General features: G+C 70.4%; 23 protein-coding genes. 5 read left to right on the top strand and 18 right to left on the bottom strand.

The window, feature by feature from the left end; translation table 11 throughout:
• Window positions 1-3: 3 nt before the first annotated feature.
• From AB0L21_RS05085 to AB0L21_RS05040, 10 genes are all read right to left on the bottom strand, one after another.
• Complete coding sequence (locus AB0L21_RS05085; RefSeq protein ID WP_365699755.1) at window positions 4-264, bottom strand: hypothetical protein; 261 nt, start codon at window positions 262-264, stop codon at window positions 4-6.
• Between the two features lie 327 nt (window positions 265-591).
• On the bottom strand, window positions 592-819 hold the full coding sequence (locus tag AB0L21_RS05080) for a hypothetical protein (RefSeq protein WP_365699753.1): 228 nt from the start codon (window positions 817-819) through the stop codon (window positions 592-594).
• A gap of 215 nt (window positions 820-1034) precedes the next feature.
• A complete protein-coding gene (locus AB0L21_RS05075) occupies window positions 1035-1313 on the bottom strand; it encodes a hypothetical protein (RefSeq protein ID WP_365782290.1) in 279 nt (92 codons plus the stop codon).
• A 331-nt stretch (window positions 1314-1644) separates the two neighbouring features.
• Complete coding sequence (locus AB0L21_RS05070) at window positions 1645-1887, bottom strand: hypothetical protein (protein ID WP_365699749.1); 243 nt, start codon at window positions 1885-1887, stop codon at window positions 1645-1647.
• A gap of 130 nt (window positions 1888-2017) precedes the next feature.
• Complete coding sequence (locus AB0L21_RS05065) at window positions 2018-2209, bottom strand: hypothetical protein (RefSeq protein ID WP_365782288.1); 192 nt, start codon at window positions 2207-2209, stop codon at window positions 2018-2020.
• Window positions 2210-2257: 48 nt separating this feature from the next.
• The gene (locus tag AB0L21_RS05060; RefSeq protein WP_365699747.1) at window positions 2258-2539 is read right to left on the bottom strand and encodes a hypothetical protein; all 282 of its coding nucleotides are present in this window, start codon (window positions 2537-2539) and stop codon (window positions 2258-2260) included.
• Between the two features lie 119 nt (window positions 2540-2658).
• On the bottom strand, window positions 2659-2991 hold the full coding sequence (locus AB0L21_RS05055; RefSeq protein ID WP_365782286.1) for a hypothetical protein: 333 nt from the start codon (window positions 2989-2991) through the stop codon (window positions 2659-2661).
• A gap of 191 nt (window positions 2992-3182) precedes the next feature.
• On the bottom strand, window positions 3183-4037 hold the full coding sequence (locus tag AB0L21_RS05050) for an ABC transporter permease (protein ID WP_365782284.1): 855 nt from the start codon (window positions 4035-4037) through the stop codon (window positions 3183-3185).
• Window positions 4034-6682 (bottom strand): CocE/NonD family hydrolase, encoded by a 2649-nt coding sequence (locus AB0L21_RS05045; protein WP_365782282.1) that lies wholly within the window; start codon window positions 6680-6682, stop codon window positions 4034-4036. Before AB0L21_RS05045 ends, AB0L21_RS05050 begins: the two co-directional genes overlap by 4 nt.
• A gap of 133 nt (window positions 6683-6815) precedes the next feature.
• Window positions 6816-8207 carry an APC family permease gene (locus AB0L21_RS05040; protein WP_365699739.1) on the bottom strand — a complete coding sequence of 464 codons (1392 nt, stop codon included), beginning with the start codon at window positions 8205-8207 and terminating at the stop codon, window positions 6816-6818.
• A gap of 429 nt (window positions 8208-8636) precedes the next feature.
• On the opposite strand from AB0L21_RS05040, the gene AB0L21_RS05035 reads away from it, so the two are divergent.
• A complete protein-coding gene (locus AB0L21_RS05035) occupies window positions 8637-9461 on the top strand; it encodes a hypothetical protein (protein WP_365782280.1) in 825 nt (274 codons plus the stop codon).
• Between the two features lie 56 nt (window positions 9462-9517).
• On the opposite strand, the gene mmsA is transcribed toward AB0L21_RS05035, so the two are convergent.
• From mmsA to iolC, 5 genes are all read right to left on the bottom strand, one after another.
• Window positions 9518-11020, bottom strand: a complete 1503-nt coding sequence (mmsA, locus tag AB0L21_RS05030; RefSeq protein WP_365782279.1) for a CoA-acylating methylmalonate-semialdehyde dehydrogenase — start codon at window positions 11018-11020, stop codon at window positions 9518-9520.
• Window positions 11021-11036: 16 nt separating this feature from the next.
• Window positions 11037-12914: a 3D-(3,5/4)-trihydroxycyclohexane-1,2-dione acylhydrolase (decyclizing) gene (iolD, locus tag AB0L21_RS05025; RefSeq protein WP_365782278.1), complete on the bottom strand. Its 1878-nt coding sequence runs from the start codon at window positions 12912-12914 to the stop codon at window positions 11037-11039.
• A complete protein-coding gene (iolB, locus tag AB0L21_RS05020) occupies window positions 12911-13735 on the bottom strand; it encodes a 5-deoxy-glucuronate isomerase (RefSeq protein WP_365782276.1) in 825 nt (274 codons plus the stop codon). The genes iolD and iolB overlap by 4 nt, the downstream gene beginning before the upstream one ends.
• A gap of 7 nt (window positions 13736-13742) precedes the next feature.
• On the bottom strand, window positions 13743-14621 hold the full coding sequence (locus AB0L21_RS05015; RefSeq protein WP_365699731.1) for a deoxyribose-phosphate aldolase: 879 nt from the start codon (window positions 14619-14621) through the stop codon (window positions 13743-13745).
• A 368-nt stretch (window positions 14622-14989) separates the two neighbouring features.
• Window positions 14990-15940: a 5-dehydro-2-deoxygluconokinase gene (gene iolC, locus AB0L21_RS05010; RefSeq protein WP_365699729.1), complete on the bottom strand. Its 951-nt coding sequence runs from the start codon at window positions 15938-15940 to the stop codon at window positions 14990-14992.
• 320 nt (window positions 15941-16260) lie between these two features.
• Between iolC and AB0L21_RS05005 the strand changes: the two genes are divergently transcribed.
• The gene (locus AB0L21_RS05005) at window positions 16261-16461 is read left to right on the top strand and encodes a MerR family transcriptional regulator (protein ID WP_014672835.1); all 201 of its coding nucleotides are present in this window, start codon (window positions 16261-16263) and stop codon (window positions 16459-16461) included.
• Window positions 16462-16526: 65 nt separating this feature from the next.
• On the opposite strand, the gene AB0L21_RS05000 is transcribed toward AB0L21_RS05005, so the two are convergent.
• The gene (locus AB0L21_RS05000) at window positions 16527-17570 is read right to left on the bottom strand and encodes a zinc-dependent alcohol dehydrogenase family protein (protein ID WP_365699726.1); all 1044 of its coding nucleotides are present in this window, start codon (window positions 17568-17570) and stop codon (window positions 16527-16529) included.
• A gap of 250 nt (window positions 17571-17820) precedes the next feature.
• Between AB0L21_RS05000 and AB0L21_RS04995 the strand changes: the two genes are divergently transcribed.
• The gene (locus AB0L21_RS04995) at window positions 17821-18060 is read left to right on the top strand and encodes a heavy-metal-associated domain-containing protein (RefSeq protein ID WP_103810267.1); all 240 of its coding nucleotides are present in this window, start codon (window positions 17821-17823) and stop codon (window positions 18058-18060) included.
• Window positions 18061-18146: 86 nt separating this feature from the next.
• A complete protein-coding gene (locus AB0L21_RS04990) occupies window positions 18147-20408 on the top strand; it encodes a heavy metal translocating P-type ATPase (RefSeq protein ID WP_365782274.1) in 2262 nt (753 codons plus the stop codon).
• A gap of 667 nt (window positions 20409-21075) precedes the next feature.
• Here AB0L21_RS04990 and AB0L21_RS04985 read toward each other — a convergent pair.
• A complete protein-coding gene (locus AB0L21_RS04985; protein WP_103810266.1) occupies window positions 21076-22365 on the bottom strand; it encodes a citrate synthase in 1290 nt (429 codons plus the stop codon).
• A 262-nt stretch (window positions 22366-22627) separates the two neighbouring features.
• Window positions 22628-24901 carry an ATP-dependent RecD-like DNA helicase gene (locus AB0L21_RS04980; protein WP_365782272.1) on the bottom strand — a complete coding sequence of 758 codons (2274 nt, stop codon included), beginning with the start codon at window positions 24899-24901 and terminating at the stop codon, window positions 22628-22630.
• A gap of 54 nt (window positions 24902-24955) precedes the next feature.
• Here AB0L21_RS04980 and AB0L21_RS04975 point away from each other — a divergent pair, with 54 nt between their 5' ends.
• Window positions 24956-25474, top strand: a complete 519-nt coding sequence (locus AB0L21_RS04975) for a hypothetical protein (protein ID WP_365699719.1) — start codon at window positions 24956-24958, stop codon at window positions 25472-25474.
• Window positions 25475-25500 lie beyond the last annotated feature (26 nt).

The raw sequence follows: 25500 nt of genomic DNA, 5'->3' as shown, positions 1-25500 counted from the left end.
TTCTCAGCGCCTGCCCTTTTTCCTGCCGTTGCGCCGAGAAGCGGCTTCACGTCTGCCGTAGTTCCGTCGCCACTTGATCTGCTGACTGGTCCAGTAATGCGATCCGGTGAAATGCCAGTAGCGACAGTCCGAACATCGGTAGATACGGTCGGGGATCTTCTCCAGCAGTGGCTGCCTCACCAGCCAGACCCGCGCCTCGGACTCAGTGCGAAACGACGCTTTTCCCGATTCCGGACAACGCGGCAGAATGATCTCATCAGCCACATTCCCTCCGAGGCATGACATGGTCGCCCCTCTTCAGCCCGAGGACGGGACCGATACTGCATCAACAATGAATTCACGCTCAAGCAGCCGACACCCTTTCGGGCTAGCGCCGAGAATGTTTCATCCACATGGCCCAAGGAGTGCAGCTGATGCGATAAACAACTCAGCGGCCATCACAGTGATGGCCGCTGGCGCTTCTTCAATGGAGACGGACAAGGATTATCTGCACACAAAAAATTGTTCCCCTTGACGCCGGCCTCCGTGCCGGCTCGGCACCCAAGGGGCAAGCCCCCGCCGCAGGACCCACCCCCTGAACCAGTCACCCGCTCACTTGGCGTGGCCGACCTGAGTGCAGAAATTGCCGAGGTTCGTCACGTTGTCACCCAGGACGGCAATCGGCATATTGACCGTCACGAGCGAATTGAACTCCTGTTCGCAATCCAGAGACTGCGCGTTCTCCACGGCGGGGCGGGGCGCCTGGCCATCGCAGTCCGCGGCCTGTGCGGCCCCGGCGGCCGTCAGGCCGATTCCGCTGATGACGCTGGTCGCCAGCATGACCTTCCTCAACCTGCGCATCCGTACCTCCAAGTGTGGTGCTCGCGGCCACGACTGACCCGTCGCCGCGTGAAGTAGCGAAGAAAGAGGGACATCGGGCTCTTACCGACGTCCCATGTCTGCGACGGTGATGGATCGGACCTCTTCCGTCGCACAGAAGGACGAGGAGCGGGTCCCGCCTGAAGGCGGGACCCGCTTTGTCCGGCGTCCTGAAATCAGTCCTCGATGGACCCGATGACCGTGCAGAAGTTGCCGATGTTCTGCGTGTTGTCGCCCCCTGCAACAGGGGTGTTCGTGAAGGCGGCGCCGGCGTCGAACGACTGGTCGCAGTCCACCACCTGCAGGTTGTGGACGTACGGCAGCGGGCCGTCGTAGTCGTGACCACCGTGGGCGCTGGCGACCCCGCCGCCGGCCAGGCCAATGCCGCTGACCATGACCGCTACGGCCGCGGCCTTCTTGAGCTTCTGCATCGTCTCTCCGATGTCCTCACGCACACGACCCTCCTAACGGACCGTGTCTGACTGATTACAGACGATAACACACGCCTCACTTAATTCGCGATTCCTGACACACCCGAATGAGTGTCATGAGCCTCGCTTATCGGTCTTTCCTGGTGCTACAGGAGGGGCGCAAGTCAGCGGACGCCATCCGGGTGAGCACGACCCGGAAATCGGCGAGACGGCACGACACCAACACCCGAAGGCCCACAGCAAAACGCCTCCGACAGGTAGCGGCACCAGGAGTTCGCATTCCTCGTACGCACCGTCGGAGGCGCTTTCCCTACCGCTCCGGGGTTCGACACCACCCCAAGGAGCGGAGACCTGCTCAGTCCTCGATGGTTCCGATGACCGTGCAGAAGTTGCCGATGTTCTGGTTGTTGTCGTCGCCGGCGATGGGGGTGTTGTCAAAGGCGGCGCCGGCATCGAAGGTCTGCTCGCACTCAACGGGCTGAAGGTTGTCGACCAGGTACTTGCCGTCGTAGCCGTGGGCGCTGGCGACCCCACCACCGATCAGACCCATGCCGCCGACCATGACCGCTACCGCCGCGACCTTCTTCAGCTTCTGCATCGTCTCTCCGATTTCCTCACACACACGACCCTCCTTACGGATCGTGTCTGACTCGTCACAGACGATAACACGGCCCCCTCTTAAACCCCTATTTCCGACACACGCTATTGCGTGACTCCAAACCACTTATTCACGTATTTAAGAAAAAGAAGAAGATCGCCCGGTCGGCCTCAGTCATCGTGGCCGGCCGAGCGATCGCGCGGGCCCGTCTCGCGGTCGCCACACCGCTCATATGACGGTCGCCGCCCTCCGCCCATGCCTTACGGCTCCATGGACGGATGGCGGCGACCACACGCATCAGACGGATGTGGGCGAGGCGCATCAGCGGACGATGCGGACCACGGTCCTCTCGCGGTCAGGGCCCCTGCGATCAGCGGTCGATGGAACCGATCACCGTGCAGAAGTTGCCGATGTTCTGCGTGTTGTCGCCCGTGGCAGCGGCGGGCGTGTTGGTGAAGGCGAGGCCGCCGTCGAACTCCTGGTCGCAGCTGACGACCTGCAGGTTGTGGACGTACGGGAGCGAGTCGTCGTAGTCGTGGCCGCCGTGCGCACTGGCGACCCCGCCGCCGACCAGGCCCATGCCGCCGACCATGACCGCTACCGCCGCGACCTTCTTGAGCTTCTGCATCGTTTCTCCGATTTCCTCACGCACACGACCATCCTTACGGAACGTGCACGACTCGTCACAGACGATAACATTCGCTGCGCTTGGCCCCACATGCCCGACACACCCGGTTGACCCTCGCCGATCGAGTGGTGCGGGGGCCGGCGTCAGGGGGTGCAGACCGTGCTGTTCGCGCCGCCCGTCCGCACCGTCGCGCAGGCGCGCGGAACTCGGGGCACGGTGACGCCGACGCTCTGGCCGACCTTGGCCCGGACGGCTTCGTGCGCGCTCAGCAGCACGGTGCCGCCCGCGGTGATTCTCACGCCGACGCTCCGCGCCTCGGCGCAGTAGATGCTGACGGTGACCGTACTGGTCACCCGGGTGTCGTATTTCTGGATGCCGACGGCACAGGGGAAGTACTGCCGTGCGGCAGCCTGCGCGGGCACGGCGGCGAGGAGCGGCACGGAAGCCAGCAGCGCGATGACCGCCAACCGAAGCATGCGATGCGGCAAGGGTCCTCCCAGGGTCACTGGGGCGGCCGCCCGCCATGGGTGGTCACCCCGGATCACGGCACACAAATGTCCCTTATGCGCCCTTTCCGGGAATGTGATCACGGGAGCGCGCACCACGCAACGCATGTGGGCCGCCCGGCCGATCACTCGAAAAGGCGGCGTAGCCTCCGCCGGCCGGCCTAGGAGACCACGTCCTTGCGCGCGAACGCCCGGAAGGCCAGAGCGAACAGCACGAGCGCGTAGGTGAGGGAGAGCGACGTGCCCTGGATCATGCCGGACCACTCGGGGCGGGGCTGGACGGCGTCGGCCCAGGCGAACTGCCAGTGCGCGGGCAGGAAGTCACGCCAGTGGCCGAGGGCGGTGACGGCGTCCAGGACGTTGCCGACGATGGTCAGGCCGACGGCGCCGCCGACCGCTCCGAGCGGGGCGTCCGTCTTGGTCGACAGCCAGAACGCCAGAGCGGCGGTGACCAGTTGGGACACGAAGATGTACGCCACGGCCACCAGGAGCCGCTGGGCCGCCGTACCCGTCTCCAGCGCGCCGCCGGTCGGTATCTCCAGCGGGCCCCAGCCGTAGGCGGCCGTGCCGGCGGCGAGCGCCACGAGCGGCAGCAACACCATCGCGGCGAGGCTCATCCCGAGCGCCACCACGAGCTTGGACCACAGCAGCCGGGCCCGGGGCACCGGCGCGGCGAGCAGATAGCGCAGCGAGGACCAGCTCGCCTCCGAGGCGACCGTGTCCCCGAAGAACAGGGCGACCGGGATCACCAGCAGGAAGCCCGCCGAGACGAAGAGGTTCACGGCGGCGAAGTTGGCGCCGGAGGCGGTCGCCGTGTCCATCAGGGTGACCTGGTTGTTCCGGCCGCCCGGGTCGCCGCCGATCGCGAAGGCGATCAGCAGCACGAACGGCAGCGCGACCAGGATCGCGCCCATGACCAGCGTGCGGCGCCGCTTGAGCTGGCGGACCAGCTCGACCCGCAGCGGCAGGGTGCGCCCCGCCTGATAGCCGGAGGCGACCTCGGTGAGCGTACTCATGCGGAACCTCCGATCAGGGTGAGGAAGGCGTCTTCCAGGCGGCGGTGCGGGCCGACGGAGGCGACCGGCACCTCCAGCCGTACCAGCTCCACGACCAGCCGCTCGGCGGAGCCGCCCGGTTCCAGGCGGATCAGCAGCCCGTCGTCGGTGCGCACGGCGGAGGCGACGCCGTCCAGCGCGCCCACCTTCTCCACCACCGGCTCCTGCACCGGCACGGCGGTGCCGACCAGCAGGGTGTCGCCGGAGCCGACGATCTCCCGGACCGGGCCCGCCTGCACCAGCCGGCCGCGGTCCATCACCACCAGGTGGGTGCAGGACTGCTCCACCTCGGCGAGGAGATGGCTGGAGACGATCACCGTACGGCCGCCGGCCGCGTAGCGGATCATCACCTCGCGCATCTCGCGGATCTGGGGCGGGTCCAGGCCGTTGGTGGGCTCGTCCAGGATGAGCAGGTCGGGCAGGCCCAGCATGGCCTGGGCGATGGCGAGCCGCTGCCGCATGCCCTGCGAGTACGTGCGGACCGCGCGGGCGAGCGCGTCGCCGAGTCCGGCGATCTGAAGGGCCTCGTCCAGGTGGGCGTCCTCGGGCGGGCGGCCGGTGGCCCGCCAGTACAGCTCCAGGTTCTCCCGGCCGGACAGGTGGGGCAGGAAGCCGGCGCCCTCCACGAACGCGCCGACCCGGGAGAGCACCGACGCGCCGGGCCGGACGGCGTGGCCGAAGACGCGGATCTCGCCGGCGTCCGGCCGGATGAGGCCCATCAGCATGCGCAGGGTGGTGGTCTTGCCCGCGCCGTTCGGTCCGAGCAGGCCGAGGACCTGGCCCTTCTCCACCCGGAAGGAGAGGTCCCGGACGGCGTACCGGTCGGTGGACCCGGCGTACCGCTTGCTCAGGTCCGTGATCACCAGCGGGACCTCGGCCAGCCCGGGGTCGGGCGCGGGGACGGCCGTCCGGCGGCGGGTGGTGAGCAGCAGGGCGAGGGCGGCGACCGCGCCGGCGACGGGCAGCCACCAGACCCAGGCCGGCAGGGGCGCGGCGGCGGTGGTGACGGAGGGGGCCGTCGGCACGCTCAGGTCTCCCTTCAGGGAGACGGTGTAGGTGGCCGGGGCGGCCGGGGAGGCGTAGCCGAGGTCGGTGGAGGCGAGGACCAGGCGGAGCCGGTGGCCCTTCTGCACCTCGTGGTCGACCGCCGGGAGCGTGAGGGTGACGTCCTTGCCCGTCGTGGCGCCGGTCACCCGGACGGGGGCGACGAGCTGGGCGGGCAGCACCTGCTGCGTGCCGTCGGGGCCGACGTCGTAGACCTTGCCGAACAGGACGGCGTCGTCGCGGGTGGAGGTGATGCGCACGGTGGCGGTCGGGGTGCCGGTGATGCGCAGGTCGTGGGTGAGCGGCGCCGAGTCGAACCGCGCGTACTGGCCGGGGAAGTCCAGGGAGACGCCGACGCCGAGCGCGGAGAGCTGGGCGAGGCCGCCGGAGCCGCCGAGACCGGGCAGCGCGGAGACGCCGGGCGGGCTGGCCCCGGCCGGGTTGGCGACGCGCTGCGTGCCGCCGGTGAGGGCGATGGAGCGCGGGTGGTCGCGCAGGCCGGGGTAGGCGGCGGCGCTCGCGCCGCGCAGCTGGGCGGTGCCGTCGGTGGAGTCGACGCCGCCGGTGCGGGTGATCCGGAAGGCCGGGCCGGTGCCGGTGCCCTTGTCGCCCTTCAGGTACCGGTCGAACCAGGCACGCACGCGTGCCTCGACCCGGCTCGTCTCCATGTCGCCGCCGTCGTGCCCGCCGGCGATCCAGTCGACGTCGACGGGGGCGCCGTTCGCACGGATCGCCTTCTCGGCCGCGTCGGCCTGGCCGAGGGAGAACAGGGAGTCCGTCTGCCCCTGCACCAGCAGCGTGGGCACCTTGACGCGGTCGCCGACCGCGGACGGTGAGCGCTCCTCCAGCAGCTTCCGGGCGGCCGGGTCCGGGGTGCCGGACTCGGCGACGCGGTCGTACATCCGGCACAGCGCGGGCTCGAACTTTCCGCAGCCGCCGCCGGTGTTGACGAAGATGCCGGCCCACAGCTTCTTGAACACGTCGTTCGGGAACAGGGCGTCCGCGAGGTTCCAGTAGGTGATGGCCGGGGCGATGGCGTCGACCCGGTGGTCGTACCCGGCGGCGAGCAGGGAGACCGCGCCGCCGTAGGAGCCGCCGGCCACGCCCACGCGCGGGTCGCCGGGCTTGTCCAGCCGCACCTGGGGCTGCCTGGCCAGCCAGTCGATGAGCCGGGAGACGTCGGCGACCTCGCCCTTCGGGTCGTTGAGGCCGATCTTCCCGGTGGACCTGCCGAAGCCGCGCGCCGACCAGGTCAGGACCGCGTACCCGTCGCGGGCGAGGTCCTCGGCCTGCCGGCGCATGTCGTCCTTGCTGCCGCCGAAGCCGTGCGCGAGCAGGACGGCGGGGTGCCGGCCGGCGTCGGCCGGGGTGAAGTACGAGGTGTCCAGGCGCACCCCGTCGACCGCCATCACCCGGTCGCTGCGGCGCACGGCCCGCGGGTCGTCGGAGGCGACGGCCGCCGTCCACGTCCCGGCCCCGGCGAGCACCACGACGGCGGCCCCGGCGGCCAGGAGCCGGCGGGGCCGCCGAAAGCGCCGCAGGGCGGGCAGTCGAAGATCCATGCGTCAACGGTACGGGGCGGCACTGACAAGCGCTGCCGACCTGGGGGTGAACGGCGGACCCTCCCCTGGGAGTACGGGTCCGCCGTCTCCTACCGCAGCCGTGGTACGGGTGACAGCCCGGTCGCTCCTGTGATCAGGCCTGCGCGTCGTCCGGGATCGACACCAGCCAGTGGGTGTCGCGGCGCGGGCGCAGGTACAGGGCCCAGTACAGCGTCGCCGCCGCGGTGATGCCGCCGGTCCACAGGAGGTAGCTCGTCTCCTGCTGGGTCAGGATGTAGGCCAGGACGGCGATGAGCAGGACCGGCATCACGGGCCAGAGCGGCATGCGCCAGGCGGGCGTGTGCTTGTGGGAGCCGCGGCGGGCGAGCAGGGCGGCGACCGCGACGAGCAGGTACATGCCGGTCACCGAGACGCCGGTGACGCCGTACAGGGTGTCCAGGTTGACGAAGCAGAGCACCGCGCCGGGGACACCGACCGCGAGGGTGGCGACCCAGGGGGAACCGAAGCGGCCGAGCTTGGAGAAGACGGTGTTGACCGGGCCGGGCCAGGCCTTGTCGCGGGCCGAGGCGAACAGGACGCGGGAGTTCTGGATGACCATGACGATGCCCGCGTTGATGATCGCGAGAGCCACGCACAGGCTGACGAAGGTGCCGACAGCGGAGTCGGACCAGGCGGTGACCATGGAGCTGATGTCGCCGCCGGTCAGTTCCTTGAGGTCGGAGGCGCCCATGGTGATGGCGGCGACCGGCACCAGGATGACCACGGTGGAGATGGCGAGGGTGGCGAGGACCGTCCGGGCGACGTTGCGGCGCGGGTTCTCCAGTTCCTCCGAGAGGTAGACGGCGGTGGAGAAGCCCTGGGTGACGAAGAGGGCGATGGCGAGCCCCGAGACGATCAGCATGGCCGTCACGGTGTCCGTGTGACCGTGGGCGCCGGCCACCTGCATCGAGACCAGGCTGCCCACCCCGCGGTGGCTGTGCGAGAAGCCCAGCAGGGCGACGACCCCGGCGGCGATGACCTCCAGGACCAGGAAGATGCCGGTGATCCAGGCGTTGGCGCGCAGGTCCAGCAGGCCGGCGAGGGTGGCCAGCAGCATCACTGCGGCGCCCGTCATGGACGGGTCCAGGTGGACGATGGGGGCGAGGTAGTCCGCGGTGCCCATCGCGATGACCGGGGGCACGATCATGACGACCAGCAGGGAGAGCACGAAGACCAGCCAGCCCGCGAGGCGCCCGGCCATCGTGGAGACCATGGCGTACTCGCCGCCCGCGCTGGGGATCAGGGTGCCCAGCTCGGAGTAGCAGAACGCCACGGCGATACAGAGGAGGGAGCCGATGGCGATCGTCAGGGCGGTGGCGGTGCCGAGGGAACCGAACAGGTCGGGGACGACGACGAAGAGCGTGGAGGCGGGCGTGACGCAGGACAGCGTCAGCAGGGTGCCGCCGACGACACCGATGGAACGCTTCAGCCCCGGTGCCGGGGCCGTCTCGGTGTCTACCACGGACTTCTGGAGCGTGTCGGTCATACGGCGGTTCCGATCGACGTGAGCGGCTGGGGTGGGGGTCGGGAGCGCTATCGCCTCCGGCGGATCGTCCTACGTTCGTCTCGTCCGCTCCCGGCGCTGCATAGAGAACCCCGACGAAAACCGCCACGTCAATGGCCGTTTACCTTCGGAATCCGCACAGCCGGGTGGCTGTACGCCGCATCACTTTCCCAGGCTGTGACGCCCCAGAGGTGTATCCATCAAGCCCGTTACGCTTGTGACCTTGCTTTCAAAGGTCATCCGCAGGAAATTCCTTCGTCACCCGTTTCGTCCGCCCTGAACGGGAACCGCAGCCAAGGTTTCAAAAAAATGTCAGCCGTCCGGTATCCGGACGGGTAAACGGGTCGCGTCCATGTCAGTGGCGGCCGATAGAGTCCCCCGCACAACAGACACACAGCTTGGGGTGGGGACATGAGGAAGAGGCACACCGCCGCCTGGGTGGGATGCACGGCGGCGGCGCTGGTGGCGGCCACCGGCTGCGGCACGCAGAGCGCCAGGACGGCCGTCGAGGCGGTCGACAAGGCCGACCAGGCCATGGCGGCACTGACCAGGGCGACGGACCGGACGGAGCGGCTGGGCTCGGCCGAGGTGCGGATGACGACCGACCTCGGCACCAGCGGCCCGATCTCCATGGACGGCACCTACTCCTGGGGCGACGGGTACGCCTTCGACGTGGAGATGGACACCAAGGCCGCGAACATGCAGGCCGTGAACCACTCCCCCACGACGCACGTCCTGTTCCTCAAGGGCGTCTACTACTACGACGTCGACGCCTTCCCCTCCGGCCCGTACCAGGGCAAGGACTGGATCAAGGTCGACGGCTCGGTCCTCTTCGGGAAGAAGGGCGCCCAGGCCCTCGCCGGGGACAACGGCAGCCCCTCCGCCTCCATGAAGGGCCTGAAGTACGCCAAGGACGTCCGGAACCTCGGCACGCAGACCGTGAACGGGAAGCACACCACGCACTACCGCGGCGTGATCGACAGCGCGCACATGGGCAAGCTCAAGGACGTCTACGGCGAGGGCAGCCCCATGAGCAAGGTGACCGGCGCGAAGTCTATCGTCATGGACGTGTGGGTCGGCTCCGACGGACTCCCCGTGCGGCTGAAGCAGAAGATGGGCACCGTGACGGTGACCATGGACTTCGACAAGTTCGGCAAGACGGCAACCGTGAAGGCCCCGCCCGCCGGGCGGGTCGCCGACCTCACCGACGTGGTCAAGAAGCAGCAGCAGCGCTGAACGCGCCGGTGCCCCGCCCTCTCCCAGGCAGAGGGCGGGGCACCGTGCTGTCCGGCTCAGTGGTTGCGCGGGAAGCCCAGGTCCACGCCCGCCGGGGCGTCCGCCGGGTCGGGCCAGCGCGTGGTGACGACCTTGCCGCGGGTGTAGAAGTGCGTGCCGTCGTTGCCGTAGATGTGGTGGTCGCCGAAGAGCGAGTCCTTCCAGCCGCCGAAGGAGTGGTAGCCCACCGGCACCGGGATCGGCACGTTCACGCCGACCATGCCGGCCTCGATCTCCAGCTGGAAGCGGCGGGCCGCGCCGCCGTCCCGGGTGAAGATCGCGGTGCCGTTGCCGAACGGCGAGGCGTTGATGAGCGCCACGCCCTCCTCGTACGTCTCGGCGCGCAGCACGCACAGCACCGGGCCGAAGATCTCGTCCTGGTACGCCTTGGCGCTGGTGGGCACCTTGTCCAGCAGCGAGATGCCGATCCAGTGGCCGTCCTCGAAGCCCTCGACGGTGTAGCCCGTGCCGTCCAGCACGACCTCGGCGCCCTCGGCGGCGGCGCCCTGCACGTACGAGGCCACCTTGTCGCGGTGCGCCTTGGTGATCAGCGGGCCCATCTCGGACGCCGGGTCGTTGCCCGGACCGATCTTGATCTTCTCGGCGCGCTCGCGGATCTTGTCCACCAGCGTGTCGCCGATGGCGCCCACCGCCACGACCGCCGAGATGGCCATGCAGCGCTCGCCCGCGGAGCCGTAGGCCGCGCTCACCGCCGCGTTGGCCGCCGCGTCCAGGTCGGCGTCCGGCAGGACCAGCATGTGGTTCTTGGCGCCGCCCAGGGCCTGCACGCGCTTGCCGTGGGCGGAGGCGGTGGTGTGGATGTAGCGGGCGATCGGGGTCGAGCCGACGAAGGAGACGGCCTTGACGTCCGGGTGCTCCAGGAGGCGGTCGACGGCCGCCTTGTCGCCGTGCACGACGTTGAAGACGCCGTCGGGCAGGCCGGCCTCGGCCAGCAGCTCGGCGAGGCGGACCGACGCCGACGGGTCCTTCTCGCTCGGCTTCAGCACGAAGGTGTTGCCGCACGCGATGGCGATCGGGAACATCCACATCGGGACCATCGCCGGGAAGTTGAACGGCGTGATGCCGGCGACGACACCCAGCGGCTGCCGGATGGAGGAGACGTCCACGCGGCTGGCGACCTGGGTCGACAGCTCGCCCTTCAGCTGCACGTTGATACCGCAGGCGAGATCCACGATCTCCAGGCCGCGCGCCACCTCGCCCAGCGCGTCCGAGTGCACCTTGCCGTGCTCGGCGGTGATCAGCTCGGCGATCTCGTCCCGGTGCGCGTCGAGCAGCGCCCGGAACTTGAAGAGGATGGACGTGCGCTGGGCCAGGGAGGACTGGCCCCAGGTCAGATAGGCGTCCTTGGCCGCCGCGACGGCCGCGTCCACCTCCTCCACCGACGCGAACGCGACCTTCGTGGTGACCGCGCCGGTCGCCGGGTCGGTGACCGGCCCGTAGGCACCCGACGCGCCTTCGACGGTCTTCCCGCCGATCCAGTGGTTGACGATCTTCGTCATGTCCGGAGACTCCTTCTCACAGATGGCGGCGTCGGGTCGAGACGTGCCGTTCGTACAGCTCACGTGCCTTCACCGCGGACGGTCGGGTCGCGGTCTCGGCCACAGGAACATCCCACCAGGCCTGCGCCGGAGGCGCCCCCGACACAGTGTCGGACGTTTCCGTCTCCACGTAGACACATGTGGGAGTGTCGGCCGCGCGCGCCTCCGCGAGCGCCGCGCGCAGGTCCCGTACGGTCTTCGCGCGCAGCACCCGCATGCCGAGGCTGGCCGCGTTGGCGGCGAGGTCGACGGGGAGCGGGGCGCCGGTGAAGGTGCCGTCCTCGGCGGTGTAGCGGTAGGCCGTGCCGAACCGCTCGCCGCCCACCGACTCCGAGAGCCCGCCGATCGAGGCGTACCCGTGGTTCTGCACCAGCAGGATCTTGATCGCGATGCCTTCCTGAACGGCGGTCACGATCTCCGTCGGCATCATCAGATAGGTGCCGTCGCCGACCAGCGCCCACACGTTCCGCTCGGGCGCGGCGAGCTTCACCCCGAGGGCGGCCGGGATCTCGTAGCCCATGCAGGAGTAGCCGTACTCCAGGTGGTACTGGTCCACCGACCGCGTCCGCCACAGCTTGTGCAGGTCGCCCGGGAGCGAGCCGGCCGCGTTGATGATGACGTCCGACTCGTCCACCAGCGCGTCCAGGGCACCGATGACCTGCGGCTGGGTCGGCCGGGCGTCGATCTCGTCGGCCTCGAAGCAGGCGTCGACGCGCTGCTCCCAGCGCTCCTTGTCCTCGGTGTACTCGCTGACGTAGGAGTCGGCGGCCCGGTGGCCGTGCATCTGCAGCCGCTCGGTCAGCTCCTCCAGGCCGCTGCGGGCGTCGGCGATCAGCGGGAGTGCGGCCAGCTTGTGGCCGTCGAAGGGCGCGATGTTGAGGTTCAGGAAGCGGACGTCCGGGTTCTCGAAGAGGGTGCCGGAGGCGGTGGTGAAGTCGGTGTAGCGGGTGCCGACGCCGATCACCAGGTCGGCGGTGCGGGCCAGCTCGTCGGCGGTCGCGGTGCCGGTGTGGCCGATCCCGCCGACGTCCTGCGGATGGTCGTACCGCAGTGAGCCCTTGCCGGCCTGGGTGGAGGCGACCGGGATGCGGGTCGCCGCCGCGAACTCCGCGAGGGCCTCCTCGGCGCGGCTGTGGTGGACCCCGCCGCCGGCGATGACGAGGGGCCGGCGCGCCGCGCGGATGGCCCGGATCGCCTCGGCCAGCTCGGCCGGGTCCGCGCCCGGCCGCCGTACGGTCCACACGCGCGTCGAGAAGAACTCCTCCGGCCAGTCGAAGGCCTCCGCCTGCACGTCCTGCGGCAGGGCGAGCGTGACCGCGCCGGTCTCCACGGGGTCGGTGAGGACCCGCATGGCCTGGAGCGCGCTCGGGATCAGGGCCTCCGGACGGGTGACGCGGTCGAAGTACTTCGACACCGGGCGCAGGGTGTCGTTGACCGACACATCGCCCGCGTACGGCAGCTCCAGCTGCTGGAGGACCGGGTCGGCGGGGCGCGTGGCGAAGACGTCACCGGGCAGGAGCAGCACCGGGAGGTGGTTGATGGTCGCGAGGGCGGCGCCGGTGACGAGGTTCGTCGCGCCGGGGCCGATCGACGTCGTGACCGCGTGCGTGGACAGGCGGTTCGACTGGCGGGCGTAGCCGACCGCCGCGTGCACCATGGACTGTTCGTTGCGGCCCTGGTGATACGGCATCACGTCCGCGTACTCGACCAGTGCCTGGCCGATGCCGGCGACGTTGCCGTGCCCGAAGATGCCCCAGGTGGCGCCGATCAGCCGCTGCCGTTCGCCGTCCCGCTCGGTGTACTGGGCGGCGAGGAAGCGGACGAGCGCCTGGGCGACGGTCAGCCGGATCGTCATCGGTATCCCCCTGTGCTTTCTACGTGGTCGGGGTGGAAACAGATCCGCCATTCCCGGGTCCCGCCCGGGCCCGCCATGACGTTCAGGTAGTACATGTCGTGTCCGGGCTGGGCGATGGACGGGCCGTGCCAGCCGTCGGGGACGAGGACGGCATCGCCCGAGCGGACCTCGGCGAGGACGTCGGCACCGCCCTCGCGGGAGGGGAACACCCGCTGGTAGCCGAGCCCGTTCGGGCCGTCGATCTCGAAGTAGTAGATCTCCTCCAGCTCGGACTCCTCGCCCGGCCGGTGCTCGTCGTGCTTGTGCGGCGGGTACGAGGACCAGTGGCCGCCCGGCGTGATCACCTCTACGGCGATCAGCTTGTCGCACTCGAAGGAGTCGGCGGAGGCGAAGTTGCGCACCCGGCGCGAGCAGGTGCCGCTGCCGCGCTCCTCGACGGGGACCTCCGGCGCGGGGCCGTAGCGGGCGGGGAGTCGTCGCTCGCACTTCGCTCCTGCCAGGGCGAAGCGGCCTCCCGCGCCGGAGGCGATCAGGACCCGGGCGTCCCGGGGCACGTACGCGAAGTCGGAGACATCCGCGAACACGCTCTCCCGGCCCAGGAGTTGGAACTCGTCATGCTCCATATGTACGGTACATCCGCCTTCCAGCGGAAGCACGATCCACTCACTGTCCCCAGTGGTGAACGTATGGCTGCCACCGGGCGCCAGCTCGACGACACGCAGGCTGCTGTGTGTCCAGCCGGCCACCTTGGGATCGATGTCGACGGCGTACGGGGGATTCGCGGTGGCGCCCCGGGGCAGATGCAGGTCGGTGCTGGTCATGCGGCCCTCACAGCAGTCCTACGGCGGTGTCCACGGCGGCGGCCACATCGCCGTCCGCCGGGTACAGCAGCGAGCGGCCGACCACCAGGCCGCGCACGGTGGGGAGTTGGAGCGCGCCGCGCCACTTCTCGTAGGCGGCGACCTGGTCCTCGGGCGAGTCGCCGATGTCCCCGCCGAGCAGCACGGCGGGCAGCGTGGAGGTCTCCATCACCCGGGCCATGTCGTCGGGGTTCTCGGTGACCGGCACCTTCAGCCAGGTGTAGGCGGAGGAGCCGCCGAGGCCGGAGGCGATGGCGATGGACCGGGTGACCGCCTCGGCGGACAGGTCGTTCGTCACCTTTCCGGCACGGGTACGGCGGCTGATGAACGGCTCCACGAACACCGGCAGCCGGCGCTCGGCCATGGCGTCGATGACGCGGGCGGTGGACTCCAGGGTGGTCAGGGAGCCCGGGTCGCTGTAGTCGACGCGCAGCAGCAGTTTGCCCGCGTCGAAGCCGAGGCGCTCGATGTCCTGCGGGCGGTGGCCGGTGAACCGGTCGTCCAGCTCGAAGCTGGACCCTTGCAGACCGCCGCGGTTCATGGAACCCATGACGACCTTGTGGTCCAGGGCGCCGAGGAGGAGCAGGTCGTCCAGGATGTCGGCGGTGGCGAGGACGCCGTCGACGCCGGGCCGGGACAGCGCGAGGCAGAGGCGTTCGAGCAGGTCGGCGCGGTTCGCCATAGCGAGCTTGCGGTCGCCGACGCCGAGCGCGCCACGGGCCGGGTGGTCCGCGGCGACGATCATCAGCCGCCCGTTCTCGTTCAGCAGCGGCCTGCGGGCCCGACGGGCGGCGGCCTCCGCGATCGCCTCCGGATGCCGGGTGCGGATCCGGACGAGCTCGGCCACGTCGACACGGTGGCACGGGGTGCCTGCGGTGCCTTGGCCTGCGGCGCCTTGGCGGGGGGCGGTCGGGGTGGCGTCGGGACGGGAGGGTGCGGTGCCTTCGGGGGAAGGGGTCGCGGAGCCTTCGCGAGGTGCATTCGCGGTGGCCTCGCGGGGAGGGGTCGCGGGGGAATCGGCACCGGAGGGTGCGGAACCCTCGCGTGGAGTGGTGGCGGTGGGGCCGGGGCGGGAGGGCGCGGCGCCTCCCCGGGGAGCGGACGCGGGGGAATCGGCACCGGGCGCCGGGGAACCCTCGCGGGGAGCGTGCCCGGCGCCTTCGGGGCCGGGGGCGGTTCCGCCCTCGGGGTGCGCGCCCGTGACGCGGCCGGCCCTCACAGCACCGCTCCGGCGTCGAGCGCGGCGGCCACCTCGTCCGGGGTCGGCATCGCGGAGGAGCACTCCAGCCGGGAGGCGACGATGGCACCGGCCGCGTTGGCGTGCCGCATGATCGTCTCCAGGTCCCAGCCGGCCAGCAGGCCGTGGCAGAGGGAGCCGCCGAAGGCGTCCCCGGCGCCGAGTCCGTTCAGGACGGTGACGGGCAGGGGCGGGACCTCGGCGGACTCGCCCTTCTGGTTGACGGCGAGGACCCCCTTGGGCCCCTGCTTGACGACGGCCAGCTCGACACCTGCGTCCAGCAGGGCGCGGGCGGCGGCATGCGGCTCGCGCACTCCGGTCGCGACCTCCACCTCGTCCAGGTTGCCGACGGCGACGGTGGTGTGGCGCAGGGCCTCGGCATAGAAGGGGCGGGCGGTGCCGGGATCCGACCAGAACATGGGGCGCCAGTCGAGATCGAAGACGGTGATGCCCGCCTTGGCCCGGTGGGCGAGGGCCGCGAGAGTCGCCGTACGGCTCGGCTCCTCGCTCAGGCCGGTGCCGGTGACCCAGAAGATCCGGGCCTCGCGGACGGCGTCCAGGTCCAGCTCGTGGGCGTCGATCTCCAGGTCGGGGGCCTTGGGCCGGCGGTAGAAGTAGAGCGGGAAGTCGTCCGGCGGGAAGACCTCGCAGAAGGTGACGGGAGTCGGCAGGCCGGGGACGGGGGTGACCCAGCGGTCGTCGACGCCGAAGCCGCGCAGGGCCTCGTGGAGGTAGGTGCCGAACGGGTCGTCGCCGGTGCGGGTGATCACCGCGGTGCGCCGGCCGAGGCGGGCCGCTGCGACCGCGACGTTCGTCGCCGACCCGCCGAGGAACTTGCCGAAGGACGACACCTGGGCGAGCGGGACACCGGTCTGCAGCGGGTAGAGGTCCACTCCGATCCGCCCCATGGTGATCAGGTCGTAGGCCATCGGCTTCCCTTCGTCATGGCTCTCCCCGGCTTTCTAGTCCCGCATGCCGAGCCATGTCAATGTTTTGTCCAGACATTCGGACCAGTTCCCCTCCGGCGGTGCGGCAGGAGGGGCGGTTTATGGCTGCTGTGTCACAAAGACCTCCGTCCTGTCACACATGTCACGTGTACGCGGGTTCCCGGTCACACCCGATCGACAGGGCGACCCCGTTGGTCACCATGTGTCGTTCACCGGACACAGGCTTGTGAACAGCGCAGCGCCCGGTCCCCCCGGCGACCCGTCCCGGCCGCCGCCGCGGTGCGCGCGGGGAGGTGCAACGCATGGCCGACCGAAGGCTCTGGTCCTACAAGGAGATCGCGGCGCACATCCGGGTGCAGCCGGACACCGTCCGGTCCTACCGCAAACACGGGCTGCTGCCCCCGCCCGACCACGTCGAGGGCGGCAAGCCCTTCTGGTACGCCGACACCGTCCGCGCCTGGGTCGCCTCCCGCCCCGGCAACCGCGGCCGCAGAGAGGACTGACGTGCTCGGCGGACACGGTGCCGGGCAGCGGGGGCCCGGGGGAAGCGGTGGTGGGCGCCTGGCTCTCAGCTCCAGGGCTCGATGACCGTGACGCCCGCGCCCGGCGCCGTGTCCATCGCCGCGAGGGCATCGGGTGCCGCGTCGAGCGTGATCGTCCGGGTCACCAGGAGGTCCGGGCGCAGGACGCCGGAGCGGACCAGATGGAGCATGCCGGGATAGGCGTGGGCGGCCATGCCGTGGCTGCCGAGGAGTTCCAGTTCCAGGGCTGTGGCGCGGGCCAGCGGGACCGGGGTGGTGCCGTCGGGCGAGGGCAGCAGGCCGACCTGGACGTGCCGGCCGCGGCGGCGCAGACCGTTCACGGAGGCCGCGCAGGTGGCGGGCGAGCCGAGGGCGTCGAGGGAGAGGTGGGCACCGCCGCCGGTCAGCTCCCGGACGGCGGCGGCCGGGTCGGACACGCCGGTGGCGTCCAGGCATGCGGCGGCACCGAACGTCCGCGCCAGCTCCAGCGCTCGGGGTGACACGTCGACGGCGACCACCCGGGCCCCCGAGGCCGCCGCGATCATCACCGCCGACAGGCCGACCCCGCCGCAGCCGTGCACCGCGACCCACTCCCCGGCCGCCACCCGGCCCTGCTGGACCACGGCCCGGAACGCGGTGGCGAAGCGGCAGCCGAGGGCGGCGGCGGTGGCGTACGTCATGTCGTCCGGCAGCGCGACGAGATTGACGTCGGCGTGGTCGAGCGCGACGTACTCGGCGAAGGAGCCCCAGTGGTGGAAGCCGGGCTGGGTCTGCCGCTCGCACACCTGCTGGTCGCCCGCCGCGCAGGACGGGCAGCTGCCGCAGGCGCAGACGAACGGCACGGTGACCCGGTCGCCGGGCCGCCGGCCGGTCACCCGCGCGCCCACCGCCTCGACCACACCGGCGAGTTCATGCCCCGGCACGTGCGGCAACGTGATGTCCGGGTCGTGGCCCATCCAGCCGTGCCAGTCGCTGCGGCAGAGGCCGGTGGCCTCGACCCGGACGACCACGCCGTGTTCCGCGGGCTCCGGGTCGGGTACGTCCCGCACCTCGGCCGGCTTTCCGTACTCCTCGAACATCACGGCTCGCATGCGTGCTCCTTTCGGGAACCTGCGCGAAGGCTAGACGTTCCGGGGGCCGCCGAACCGTGATCAGACCGCTCGTGCGTCTGGTGGGCGACCGGCTCGGCCCCACGTGACACGGAACCGGGAACACGAGGGGGGACCCCGTTGGAGTAATACCCCCTAGGGGTATAGTGTGAGAAGAGATGGGGTTCCTCCGTGGCCTCGACCGCCTCCGCCGACCCCATCGGCCCCAGATGCCTCGACGAGGAGAAACGACATGACCGCTCAGACCGACACCACGGGCCCCGTCACCACCGTCTACAAGGTGACCGGCATGAGCTGTGGCCACTGCGAGGGCTCCGTCTCCGGCGAGATCTCCCAGATCCCGGGCGTCAGCTCGGTGAAGGCCGTCGCGTCGACCGGCGAGGTGACCGTCGTCTCCGAGGCCCCGCTGGACGAGGAGGCCGTGCGCGCCGCCGTGGACGAGGCCGGTTTCGAGCTGGCCGGCCAGGCCTGAGGAAGACCCTCCGTTTCCCCGACCGGGCCGTGCCGACCAGCTGATACTGGATCCGTACGGCGCGGTCCGATGTCTGGAGTCCGGACATGACCACCACCACCGCAGAAGCCGCGGGCACAGCCGCGGCCACGGGCACCGCCTCCGAGGTCGAGCTGCTCATCGGCGGAATGACCTGCGCCTCCTGCGCCGCCCGGGTGGAGAAGAAACTCAACCGGATGGACGGCGTCAGCGCCACCGTCAACTTCGCCACCGAGAAGGCCAAGGTCACCTTCGCCGACGGTGTCCAGGTCGCCGACCTGATCGCCACCGTGGAGAAGACCGGCTACACCGCCGAGGAGCCCCCACCACCGCGGCCCGCACCCGAAACGGAACCGGAAACCCCCGCACCGGACGCCGAACTGGGCGCCCTGCGCCACCGCCTGCTCGTCTCCGCGCTGCTCGCCGCCCCCGTGGTCCTGCTCTCGATGATCCCGGCGCTCCAGTTCGACAACTGGCAGTGGCTCTCGCTGACCCTCGCCGCGCCGGTCGTCGTCTGGGGCGGCGCTCCCTTCCACCGGGCCGCCTGGACCAACCTCCGGCACGGCGCCGCCACCATGGACACCCTCGTCTCGGTGGGCACGCTGGCCGCGTTCGGGTGGTCGCTGTGGGCGCTGTTCTTCGGCGACGCGGGCATGCCCGGCACGCACGACGAGTTCCGGTTCACCGTCTCCCGCATGGACGGCGCCTCCACGATCTACCTGGAGGTGGCCGCCGGAGTCGTCGCGCTGATCCTGCTCGGCCGCTATCTGGAGGCGCGCTCCAAGCGCCGCGCGGGCGCCGCGCTGAAGGCCCTGATGGAGCTGGGCGCGAAGGACGTGGCGGTGCTGCGGGAGGGCCGCGAGGTACGGACACCGGTGTCGTCCCTGGCCGTCGGCGACCGGTTCGTCGTCCGGCCCGGCGAGAAGATCGCCACCGACGGCACGGTCGTGGAGGGCGTCTCCGCGGTGGACGCCTCCATGCTGACCGGCGAGTCGGTGCCGGTGGACGTCGGCCCCGGCGACCGGGTCACCGGCGCCACGGTCAACGCGGGCGGCCGGCTGGTCGTGGAGGCCACCCGGGTCGGCGCGGACACCCAGCTCGCCCGGATGGCCAAGCTGGTCGAGGACGCGCAGAACGGCAAGGCCGAGGTGCAGCGGCTCGCCGACCGGATCTCCGCCGTCTTCGTCCCCGTGGTCATCCTCATCGCACTCGGCACCTTCGGCGTCTGGCTGGGCGTCACCGGTGACACCGTGGCCGCGTTCACCGCCGCCGTCGCCGTCCTGATCATCGCCTGCCCCTGCGCGCTGGGCCTGGCCACCCCGACCGCGCTGATGGTCGGCACCGGGCGCGGCGCCCAGCTCGGCATCCTGATCAAGGGTCCCGAGGTACTGGAGTCCACGCGCCGGGTGGACACGGTCGTCCTGGACAAGACCGGCACGGTCACCACCGGCCGGATGAGCCTGCAGGCCGTGTACGTCGCCGACGGCGAGGACGAGAAGGAGCTGCTGCGGCTCGCGGGCGCCCTGGAACACGCCTCCGAGCACCCCGTGGCCCGCGCGATCGCCGCCGGCGCCGAGGAACGGGCCGGCGCGCTCCCGCCGGTCGAACACTTCGAGAACGTGCCCGGTCGGGGCGTACGCGGGCGCGTGGACGGCCGCGAGGTGGCCGTGGGGCGCCTCTACGACGACCTCCCGCAGGAGTTGGCCCGCGCGGCCCGCGAGGCCGAGCGGGAGGGTCGTACGGCCGTCGCGGCGGGCTGGGACGGGCGGGCCCGCGGGGTCCTCGCCGTCGCCGACGCGGTCAAGGAGACCAGCGCCGAGGCGGTCCGCGGGCTGCGCGCGCTGGGGCTGACGCCGGTGCTGCTCACCGGGGACAACCGGACCGTCGCCGAGGCGGTCGCGCGCACGGTCGGCATCGACTCCGCGCACGTCTTCGCCGAAGTGCTGCCCGAGGACAAGGTGGACGTCGTACGACGGCTCCAGCGCGAAGGGCGGTCCGTGGCCATGGTCGGCGACGGCGTGAACGACGCCGCCGCGCTCGCCACGGCGGACCTGGGACTGGCCATGGGTACCGGCACGGACGCGGCGATCGAGGCCGGCGATCTGACGCTGGTGCGCGGGGATCTGCGGGTCGCCGCGGACGCGATCCGGCTGTCCCGGCGGACGCTGGCCACCATCAAGGGCAACCTGGTGTGGGCCTTCGGCTACAACGTCGCCGCGCTGCCGCTGGCCGCCGCGGGGCTGCTCAACCCGATGATCGCGGGGGCGGCGATGGCCTTCTCCTCGGTGTTCGTGGTGACCAACAGTCTGCGGCTGCGGGCCTTCCGGTGAGGCGGCGGCAATTGCCGGGGCGGATGTACCGGTCCCCCTAGAGTCCGGCGCGAGCCTCACATAAGCTCTTCACAAGGCTCGCGCATCATCCTTACGCTTGAGCCCCGATCGCCGTATCGGGGCTCTTGCGCACCTAAAGGACATATGCAAGAGACGCAGATCACAGTGATGCGAACGTAACCATCGAAGGGGTTCGAAGGTCTAAGTTGGCGATGTCGGACCAGCGTCTTGGGGGGCGCTGACTGGCATCTGGGGATGTCTTGGGGGACTTCCTCAGAGATGCGTTGCCGGGGCACGTACACCGGGAAGCTTTGAGCGGCCCTTCCGGCGTGCGTTGTCCCGGCAGATCGCACCGCATCACTGGAGCAGGCCGAGTTTTGCTCGTTCTGCTCACAGACAGCGATTCAGGCGCTGTCCTCTCCGAGCGCCCGGCCGGATCCCGTGGGGGGAATCCGCACCGGGACATGGGAAGGCGCCCTGGTCGTCGGCCCGTGGGGGGACCGGCGTCTCGGGGCGCCTTCCGCTTTTTCTGTTCTCACCACCGGCTCAGGGCCTGCCCGGACGGACAGGCCCCTGCACCCAGTGGGTTCAGCGCGGCCGGGGGCCGGGGGGTCCGCACGAACCGGCAACGGGACGCCACCCCAGCGGCGCCCCTCACCGGCAGGTGTCAGCGCTCCTCGACCGGCACGAAGTCGCGCTCCACCACGCCCGTGTAGATCTGGCGCGGGCGGCCGATGCGGGAGCCCGGCTCCTTGATCATCTCGGTCCACTGGGCGATCCAGCCCGGCAGGCGGCCGAGCGCGAACAGGACCGTGAACATCTCGGTCGGGAAGCCCATGGCGCGGTAGATCAGACCGGTGTAGAAGTCCACGTTCGGGTACAGCTTGCGCTCGACGAAGTAGTCGTCGGACAGCGCGTGCTCCTCCAGCTTGAGGGCGATGTCGAGGAGTTCGTCCTCCTTGCCCAGCGCGGAGAGCACGTCGTGCGCGGCGGCCTTGATGATTTTGGCACGCGGGTCGAAGTTCTTGTAGACCCGGTGGCCGAAGCCCATCAGACGGACGCCGTCCTCCTTGTTCTTCACCTTGCGGATGAAGGTGTCGACGTCGGAGCCCGAGTCGCGGATGCCCTCCAGCATCTCCAGCACGGACTGGTTGGCACCGCCGTGCAGCGGGCCCCACAGGGCGCTGATGCCGGCCGAGATCGACGCGAACATGTTGGCCTGCGAGGAGCCGACCAGGCGGACCGTGGAGGTCGAACAGTTCTGCTCGTGGTCGGCGTGCAGGATCAGCAGCTTGTCCAGCGCGGCGACGACGACCGGGTCCAGCTCGAACTCCTGCGCCGGCACCGAGAAGGTCATGCGCAGGAAGTTCTCGACGTAACCGAGGTCGTTGCGCGGGTAGACGAACGGGTGGCCGATCGACTTCTTGTACGCGTACGCCGCGATCGTCGGGAGCTTGGCGAGCAGCCGGATCGTGGAGAGGTCGCGCTGCGTCTCGTCGAACGGGTTGTGGCTGTCCTGGTAGAAGGTGGACAGCGCCGAGACGACCGAGGACAGCATGGCCATCGGGTGGGCGTCGCGCGGGAAGCCCTTGTAGAAGTTCTTGACGTCCTCGTGCAGCAGCGTGTGCCGCGTGATGTCGTTCTTGAACGCCGTCAGCTGGTCGACGGTGGGCAGCTCGCCGTTGATCAGCAGGTACGCCACCTCAAGGAAGGTGGAGCGCTCGGCCAGCTGCTCGATGGGGTAGCCGCGGTAGCGGAGGATGCCCGCCTCGCCGTCGAGGTAGGTGATCGCGGATTTGTAGGCGGCGGTGTTGCCGTAGCCGCTGTCCAGAGTCACCAGACCGGTCTGGGCGCGGAGCTTCCCGATGTCGAAGCCCTTGTCACCGACGGTGCTGTCGACCACCGGGTAGGTGTACTCGCCGTCGCCGTACCGCAGTACTACAGAGTTGTCGCTCACGTCTTCCCTCACCGACGTAGTGCCTCATCTTCGAGGTGCCCTGACTGTCTCTACCATCCCCCATTTGGCTCAGGAGAGTGCACTCGGGGTCGACCATTGGGCCTATTGGCGGCACTCAGTGCCGTCAACCTGCTCATCCTGCCCCCTCGAAGGGGGAACCGGAAGTGCTCTGTGACCTTCACGACTCGTTTGATCGATCATTTTTGCCGTGAGCCCGGATTCCGGGCCCGCCACGGTGACTTCAGGGCCACCGACCGTGACTTCAGGGGTCGCCGCCCGGGGCTCGGACCCCCAGCCTGAAGTCGAGGGCCGTGAACCGCCGCCCGGCCGACACCGTGCGCACCGCCTGCCCGATCGCCTTGCGTGAACCGACGAGGACGACCAGCTGCCGGGCACGGGTGACCGCCGTGTAGAGCAGGTTCCGCTGGAGCATCATCCATGCTCCCGTGGTGACGGGAATCACCACGGCGGGATATTCACTGCCCTGTGAGCGGTGAATGGTCACCGCGTACGCGTGGGCCAGTTCGTCCAGTTCGTCGAATTCGTACGGAACCTCCTCATCCTCGTCCGTCAGCACGGTCAGGCGCTGGTCGACCGGATCGAGCGAGGTGACGACGCCCACGGTGCCGTTGAAGACACCGTTCTCGCCTTTCTCGTAATTGTTGCGAATCTGGGTGACCTTGTCGCCGACGCGGAAGACCCGGCCACCGAACCGCTTCTCCGGCAGATCGGGCCGTCCGGGCGTGATGGCCTGCTGGAGCAGCCCGTTGAGCGCGCCGGCACCGACCGGCCCCCGGTGCATCGGCGCGAGCACCTGCACGTCCCGGCGGGGGTCCAGCCCGAACTTGGCCGGAATCCGCCGCGCGGCCACGTCCACGGTGAGCCGGCCGGCGGCCTCCGTATCGTCCTCCACGAAGAGGAAGAAGTCCTTCAGCCCGTCGGTGAGCGGATGCTGCCCCGCGTTGATCCGGTGCGCGTTGGAGACGACACCGGACTGCTGGGCCTGCCGGAAGACCCGGGTGAGCCGGACGGCCGGGACGGGACTGCCGTCGGCGAGCAGATCACGGAGGACCTCCCCCGCGCCCACGCTGGGCAACTGGTCCACGTCCCCCACGAAGAGCAGATGGGCCCCCGGCGGTACGGCCTTCACGAGCTTGTTGGCGAGCAGCAGGTCCAGCATGGAGGCCTCGTCCACGACCACCAGGTCGGCGTCCAGCGGCCGGTCCCGGTCATAGGCGGCGTCCCCGCCGGGCTTCAGCTCCAGCAGCCGGTGCACGGTGGAGGCCTCGGCTCCGGTCAGCTCGGCCAGCCGCTTGGCGGCCCGGCCGGTCGGGGCGGCGAGCAGCACCTTGGCACGCCGGGCGCGGGCCAGCTCCACGATCGAGCGCACGGTGAACGACTTGCCGCAGCCGGGCCCGCCGGTGAGGACGGCGACCTTCTCGGTCAGCGCGAGCTTCACGGCCGCCTCCTGCTCGGGCGCGAGGTCGGCGCCGGTGCGGGATCGCAGCCACCCGAGCGCCTTGTCCCAGTCGACGTCCCGGAACCCCGGCATCCGGTCCTGGTCCGTGCGCAGAAGGCGCAGCAGCTGGGCGGAGAGGGAGAGTTCGGCACGGTGGAAGGGGACGAGGTACACGGCGCTGACGGGCTCGTCGCCGCCGTCGGGCCCGGGCACCCTCTCCCGTACGACCCCCGGATCGCCTCCGTCCTCCGGCACCTGACCCAGTTCGCCCAGACACTCGATGACCAGTCCGGTGTCCACCTGGAGCAGCTTCACGGCATCGGCGATCAGCCGCTCCTCCGGCAGAAAACAGTGCCCCTGGTCGGCGGACTGGGACAGCGCGTACTGCAGGCCGGCCTTCACGCGTTCGGGACTGTCGTGCGGGATCCCGACCGACTGGGCGATCTTGTCGGCGGTGAGGAAGCCGATGCCCCAGACGTCGGCGGCGAGCTGGTAGGGGCGCTCCTTCACGACGGAGATCGACGCGTCGCCGTACTTCTTGTAGATCCGCACGGCGATGGAGGTGGACACCTCGACGGTCTGCAGGAAGAGCATGACCTCCTTGATCGCCTTCTGTTCCTCCCAGGCGTCGGCGATCTTCTTGGTGCGTTTGGGGCCGAGGCCGGGGACCTCGATGAGGCGTTTGGGCTCCTCCTCGATGACCCTCAGGGTGTCGACGCCGAAGTGCTGGGTGATGCGGTCGGCGAAGACCGGTCCGATGCCCTTGACCAGCCCGGACCCCAGATAGCGGCGGATGCCCTGGACGGTGGCGGGCAGCACGGTCGTGTAGTTCTCGACATGGAACTGTCTGCCGTACTGCGGATGCGACCCCCAGCGGCCCTCCATCCGGAGGGATTCGCCGACCTGGGCACCGAGGAGCGCGCCGACCACGGTGAGGAGATCCCCGGCGCCTCTGCCGGTGTCGACCCGGGCCACCGTGTACCCGTTCTCCTCATTGGCGTACGTGATCCGCTCCAGCACGCCTTCGACCACGGCAAGACGCCGTTCGCCGGTCTGGGTCCCCGCCTGTTGAGCCATGATCCGACGGTACCGGTGAGGTCTGACACCGGCGCACTGGTACGGTCCCTGCCCATGACCGACGCCGAGGGGACCGGGGCCGCCGCCCAGGAGTTGCGGGACCGCGTCGAGGCGGCCACCGCGGGGACGCCGTACCGCTTGCGGGGGACGGCGGAGGGGTTCGACCTGACCGTCGATGTCCACACCCCGCAGTGGCGGGAGCTGCTGACCCGGCACCGGGTCAGTCAGGTCCACACCTACCGGGTCGCGCTCCGCCCGCGGGAGAAGCGCTTCACGCTGACCGACGTCGTCCGCACCGTCGAGTACGAGGCGGGCCCGGGCGGCGTACGCCTGGGGAAGACCGTGTCCGCCGGCCGGAGCGTGTACGTCACCAAGACGTGGAGCTTGGGCGGCACACCGGAGTACTCCTTCTCCTCCGCCGAGGGCCACCGCCTGATCCGTGGCGCGGCCCAGGAGCTGGGCTGGCGGGAGGTCCGGCCCACGAGCGTGACGATCGCCCTGGGGTTCGGCATCCTCGGCGGCGTCCTCGCCCTGGGCACGTTGCTCGCCCTTGCCGCCGTGTTCTGGCTCTGAGCGGTCAACTCGCCCACGAGCGCCCG

This window comes from Streptomyces sp. NPDC052721 (assembly GCF_040678315.1).
Classification (GTDB): domain Bacteria; phylum Actinomycetota; class Actinomycetes; order Streptomycetales; family Streptomycetaceae; genus Streptomyces.
Note: the sequence above shows the minus strand (reverse complement) of the source record. Positions and strands in the feature narration are given on the sequence as shown.

Coding starts and splice junctions, on each gene's coding strand:
- AB0L21_RS05045 (WP_365782282.1), bottom strand. CDS start 6,682: ATGGATCTTCGACTGCCCGCCCTGCGGCGCTTTCGGCGGCCCCGCCGG.
- AB0L21_RS04975 (WP_365699719.1), top strand. CDS start 24,956: ATGACCGACGCCGAGGGGACCGGGGCCGCCGCCCAGGAGTTGCGGGAC.
- AB0L21_RS05035 (WP_365782280.1), top strand. CDS start 8,637: ATGAGGAAGAGGCACACCGCCGCCTGGGTGGGATGCACGGCGGCGGCG.
- iolB (WP_365782276.1), bottom strand. CDS start 13,735: ATGACCAGCACCGACCTGCATCTGCCCCGGGGCGCCACCGCGAATCCC.
- AB0L21_RS05005 (WP_014672835.1), top strand. CDS start 16,261: ATGGCCGACCGAAGGCTCTGGTCCTACAAGGAGATCGCGGCGCACATC.
- AB0L21_RS05000 (WP_365699726.1), bottom strand. CDS start 17,570: ATGCGAGCCGTGATGTTCGAGGAGTACGGAAAGCCGGCCGAGGTGCGG.
- AB0L21_RS05055 (WP_365782286.1), bottom strand. CDS start 2,991: ATGCTTCGGTTGGCGGTCATCGCGCTGCTGGCTTCCGTGCCGCTCCTC.
- AB0L21_RS04995 (WP_103810267.1), top strand. CDS start 17,821: ATGACCGCTCAGACCGACACCACGGGCCCCGTCACCACCGTCTACAAG.
- iolC (WP_365699729.1), bottom strand. CDS start 15,940: ATGGCCTACGACCTGATCACCATGGGGCGGATCGGAGTGGACCTCTAC.
- AB0L21_RS05040 (WP_365699739.1), bottom strand. CDS start 8,207: ATGACCGACACGCTCCAGAAGTCCGTGGTAGACACCGAGACGGCCCCG.
- iolD (WP_365782278.1), bottom strand. CDS start 12,914: ATGACGATCCGGCTGACCGTCGCCCAGGCGCTCGTCCGCTTCCTCGCC.
- AB0L21_RS05065 (WP_365782288.1), bottom strand. CDS start 2,209: ATGCGCCTCGCCCACATCCGTCTGATGCGTGTGGTCGCCGCCATCCGT.
- AB0L21_RS04990 (WP_365782274.1), top strand. CDS start 18,147: ATGACCACCACCACCGCAGAAGCCGCGGGCACAGCCGCGGCCACGGGC.
- AB0L21_RS05050 (WP_365782284.1), bottom strand. CDS start 4,037: ATGAGTACGCTCACCGAGGTCGCCTCCGGCTATCAGGCGGGGCGCACC.
- AB0L21_RS04980 (WP_365782272.1), bottom strand. CDS start 24,901: ATGGCTCAACAGGCGGGGACCCAGACCGGCGAACGGCGTCTTGCCGTG.
- AB0L21_RS05080 (WP_365699753.1), bottom strand. CDS start 819: ATGCTGGCGACCAGCGTCATCAGCGGAATCGGCCTGACGGCCGCCGGG.
- mmsA (WP_365782279.1), bottom strand. CDS start 11,020: ATGACGAAGATCGTCAACCACTGGATCGGCGGGAAGACCGTCGAAGGC.
- AB0L21_RS05070 (WP_365699749.1), bottom strand. CDS start 1,887: ATGCAGAAGCTGAAGAAGGTCGCGGCGGTAGCGGTCATGGTCGGCGGC.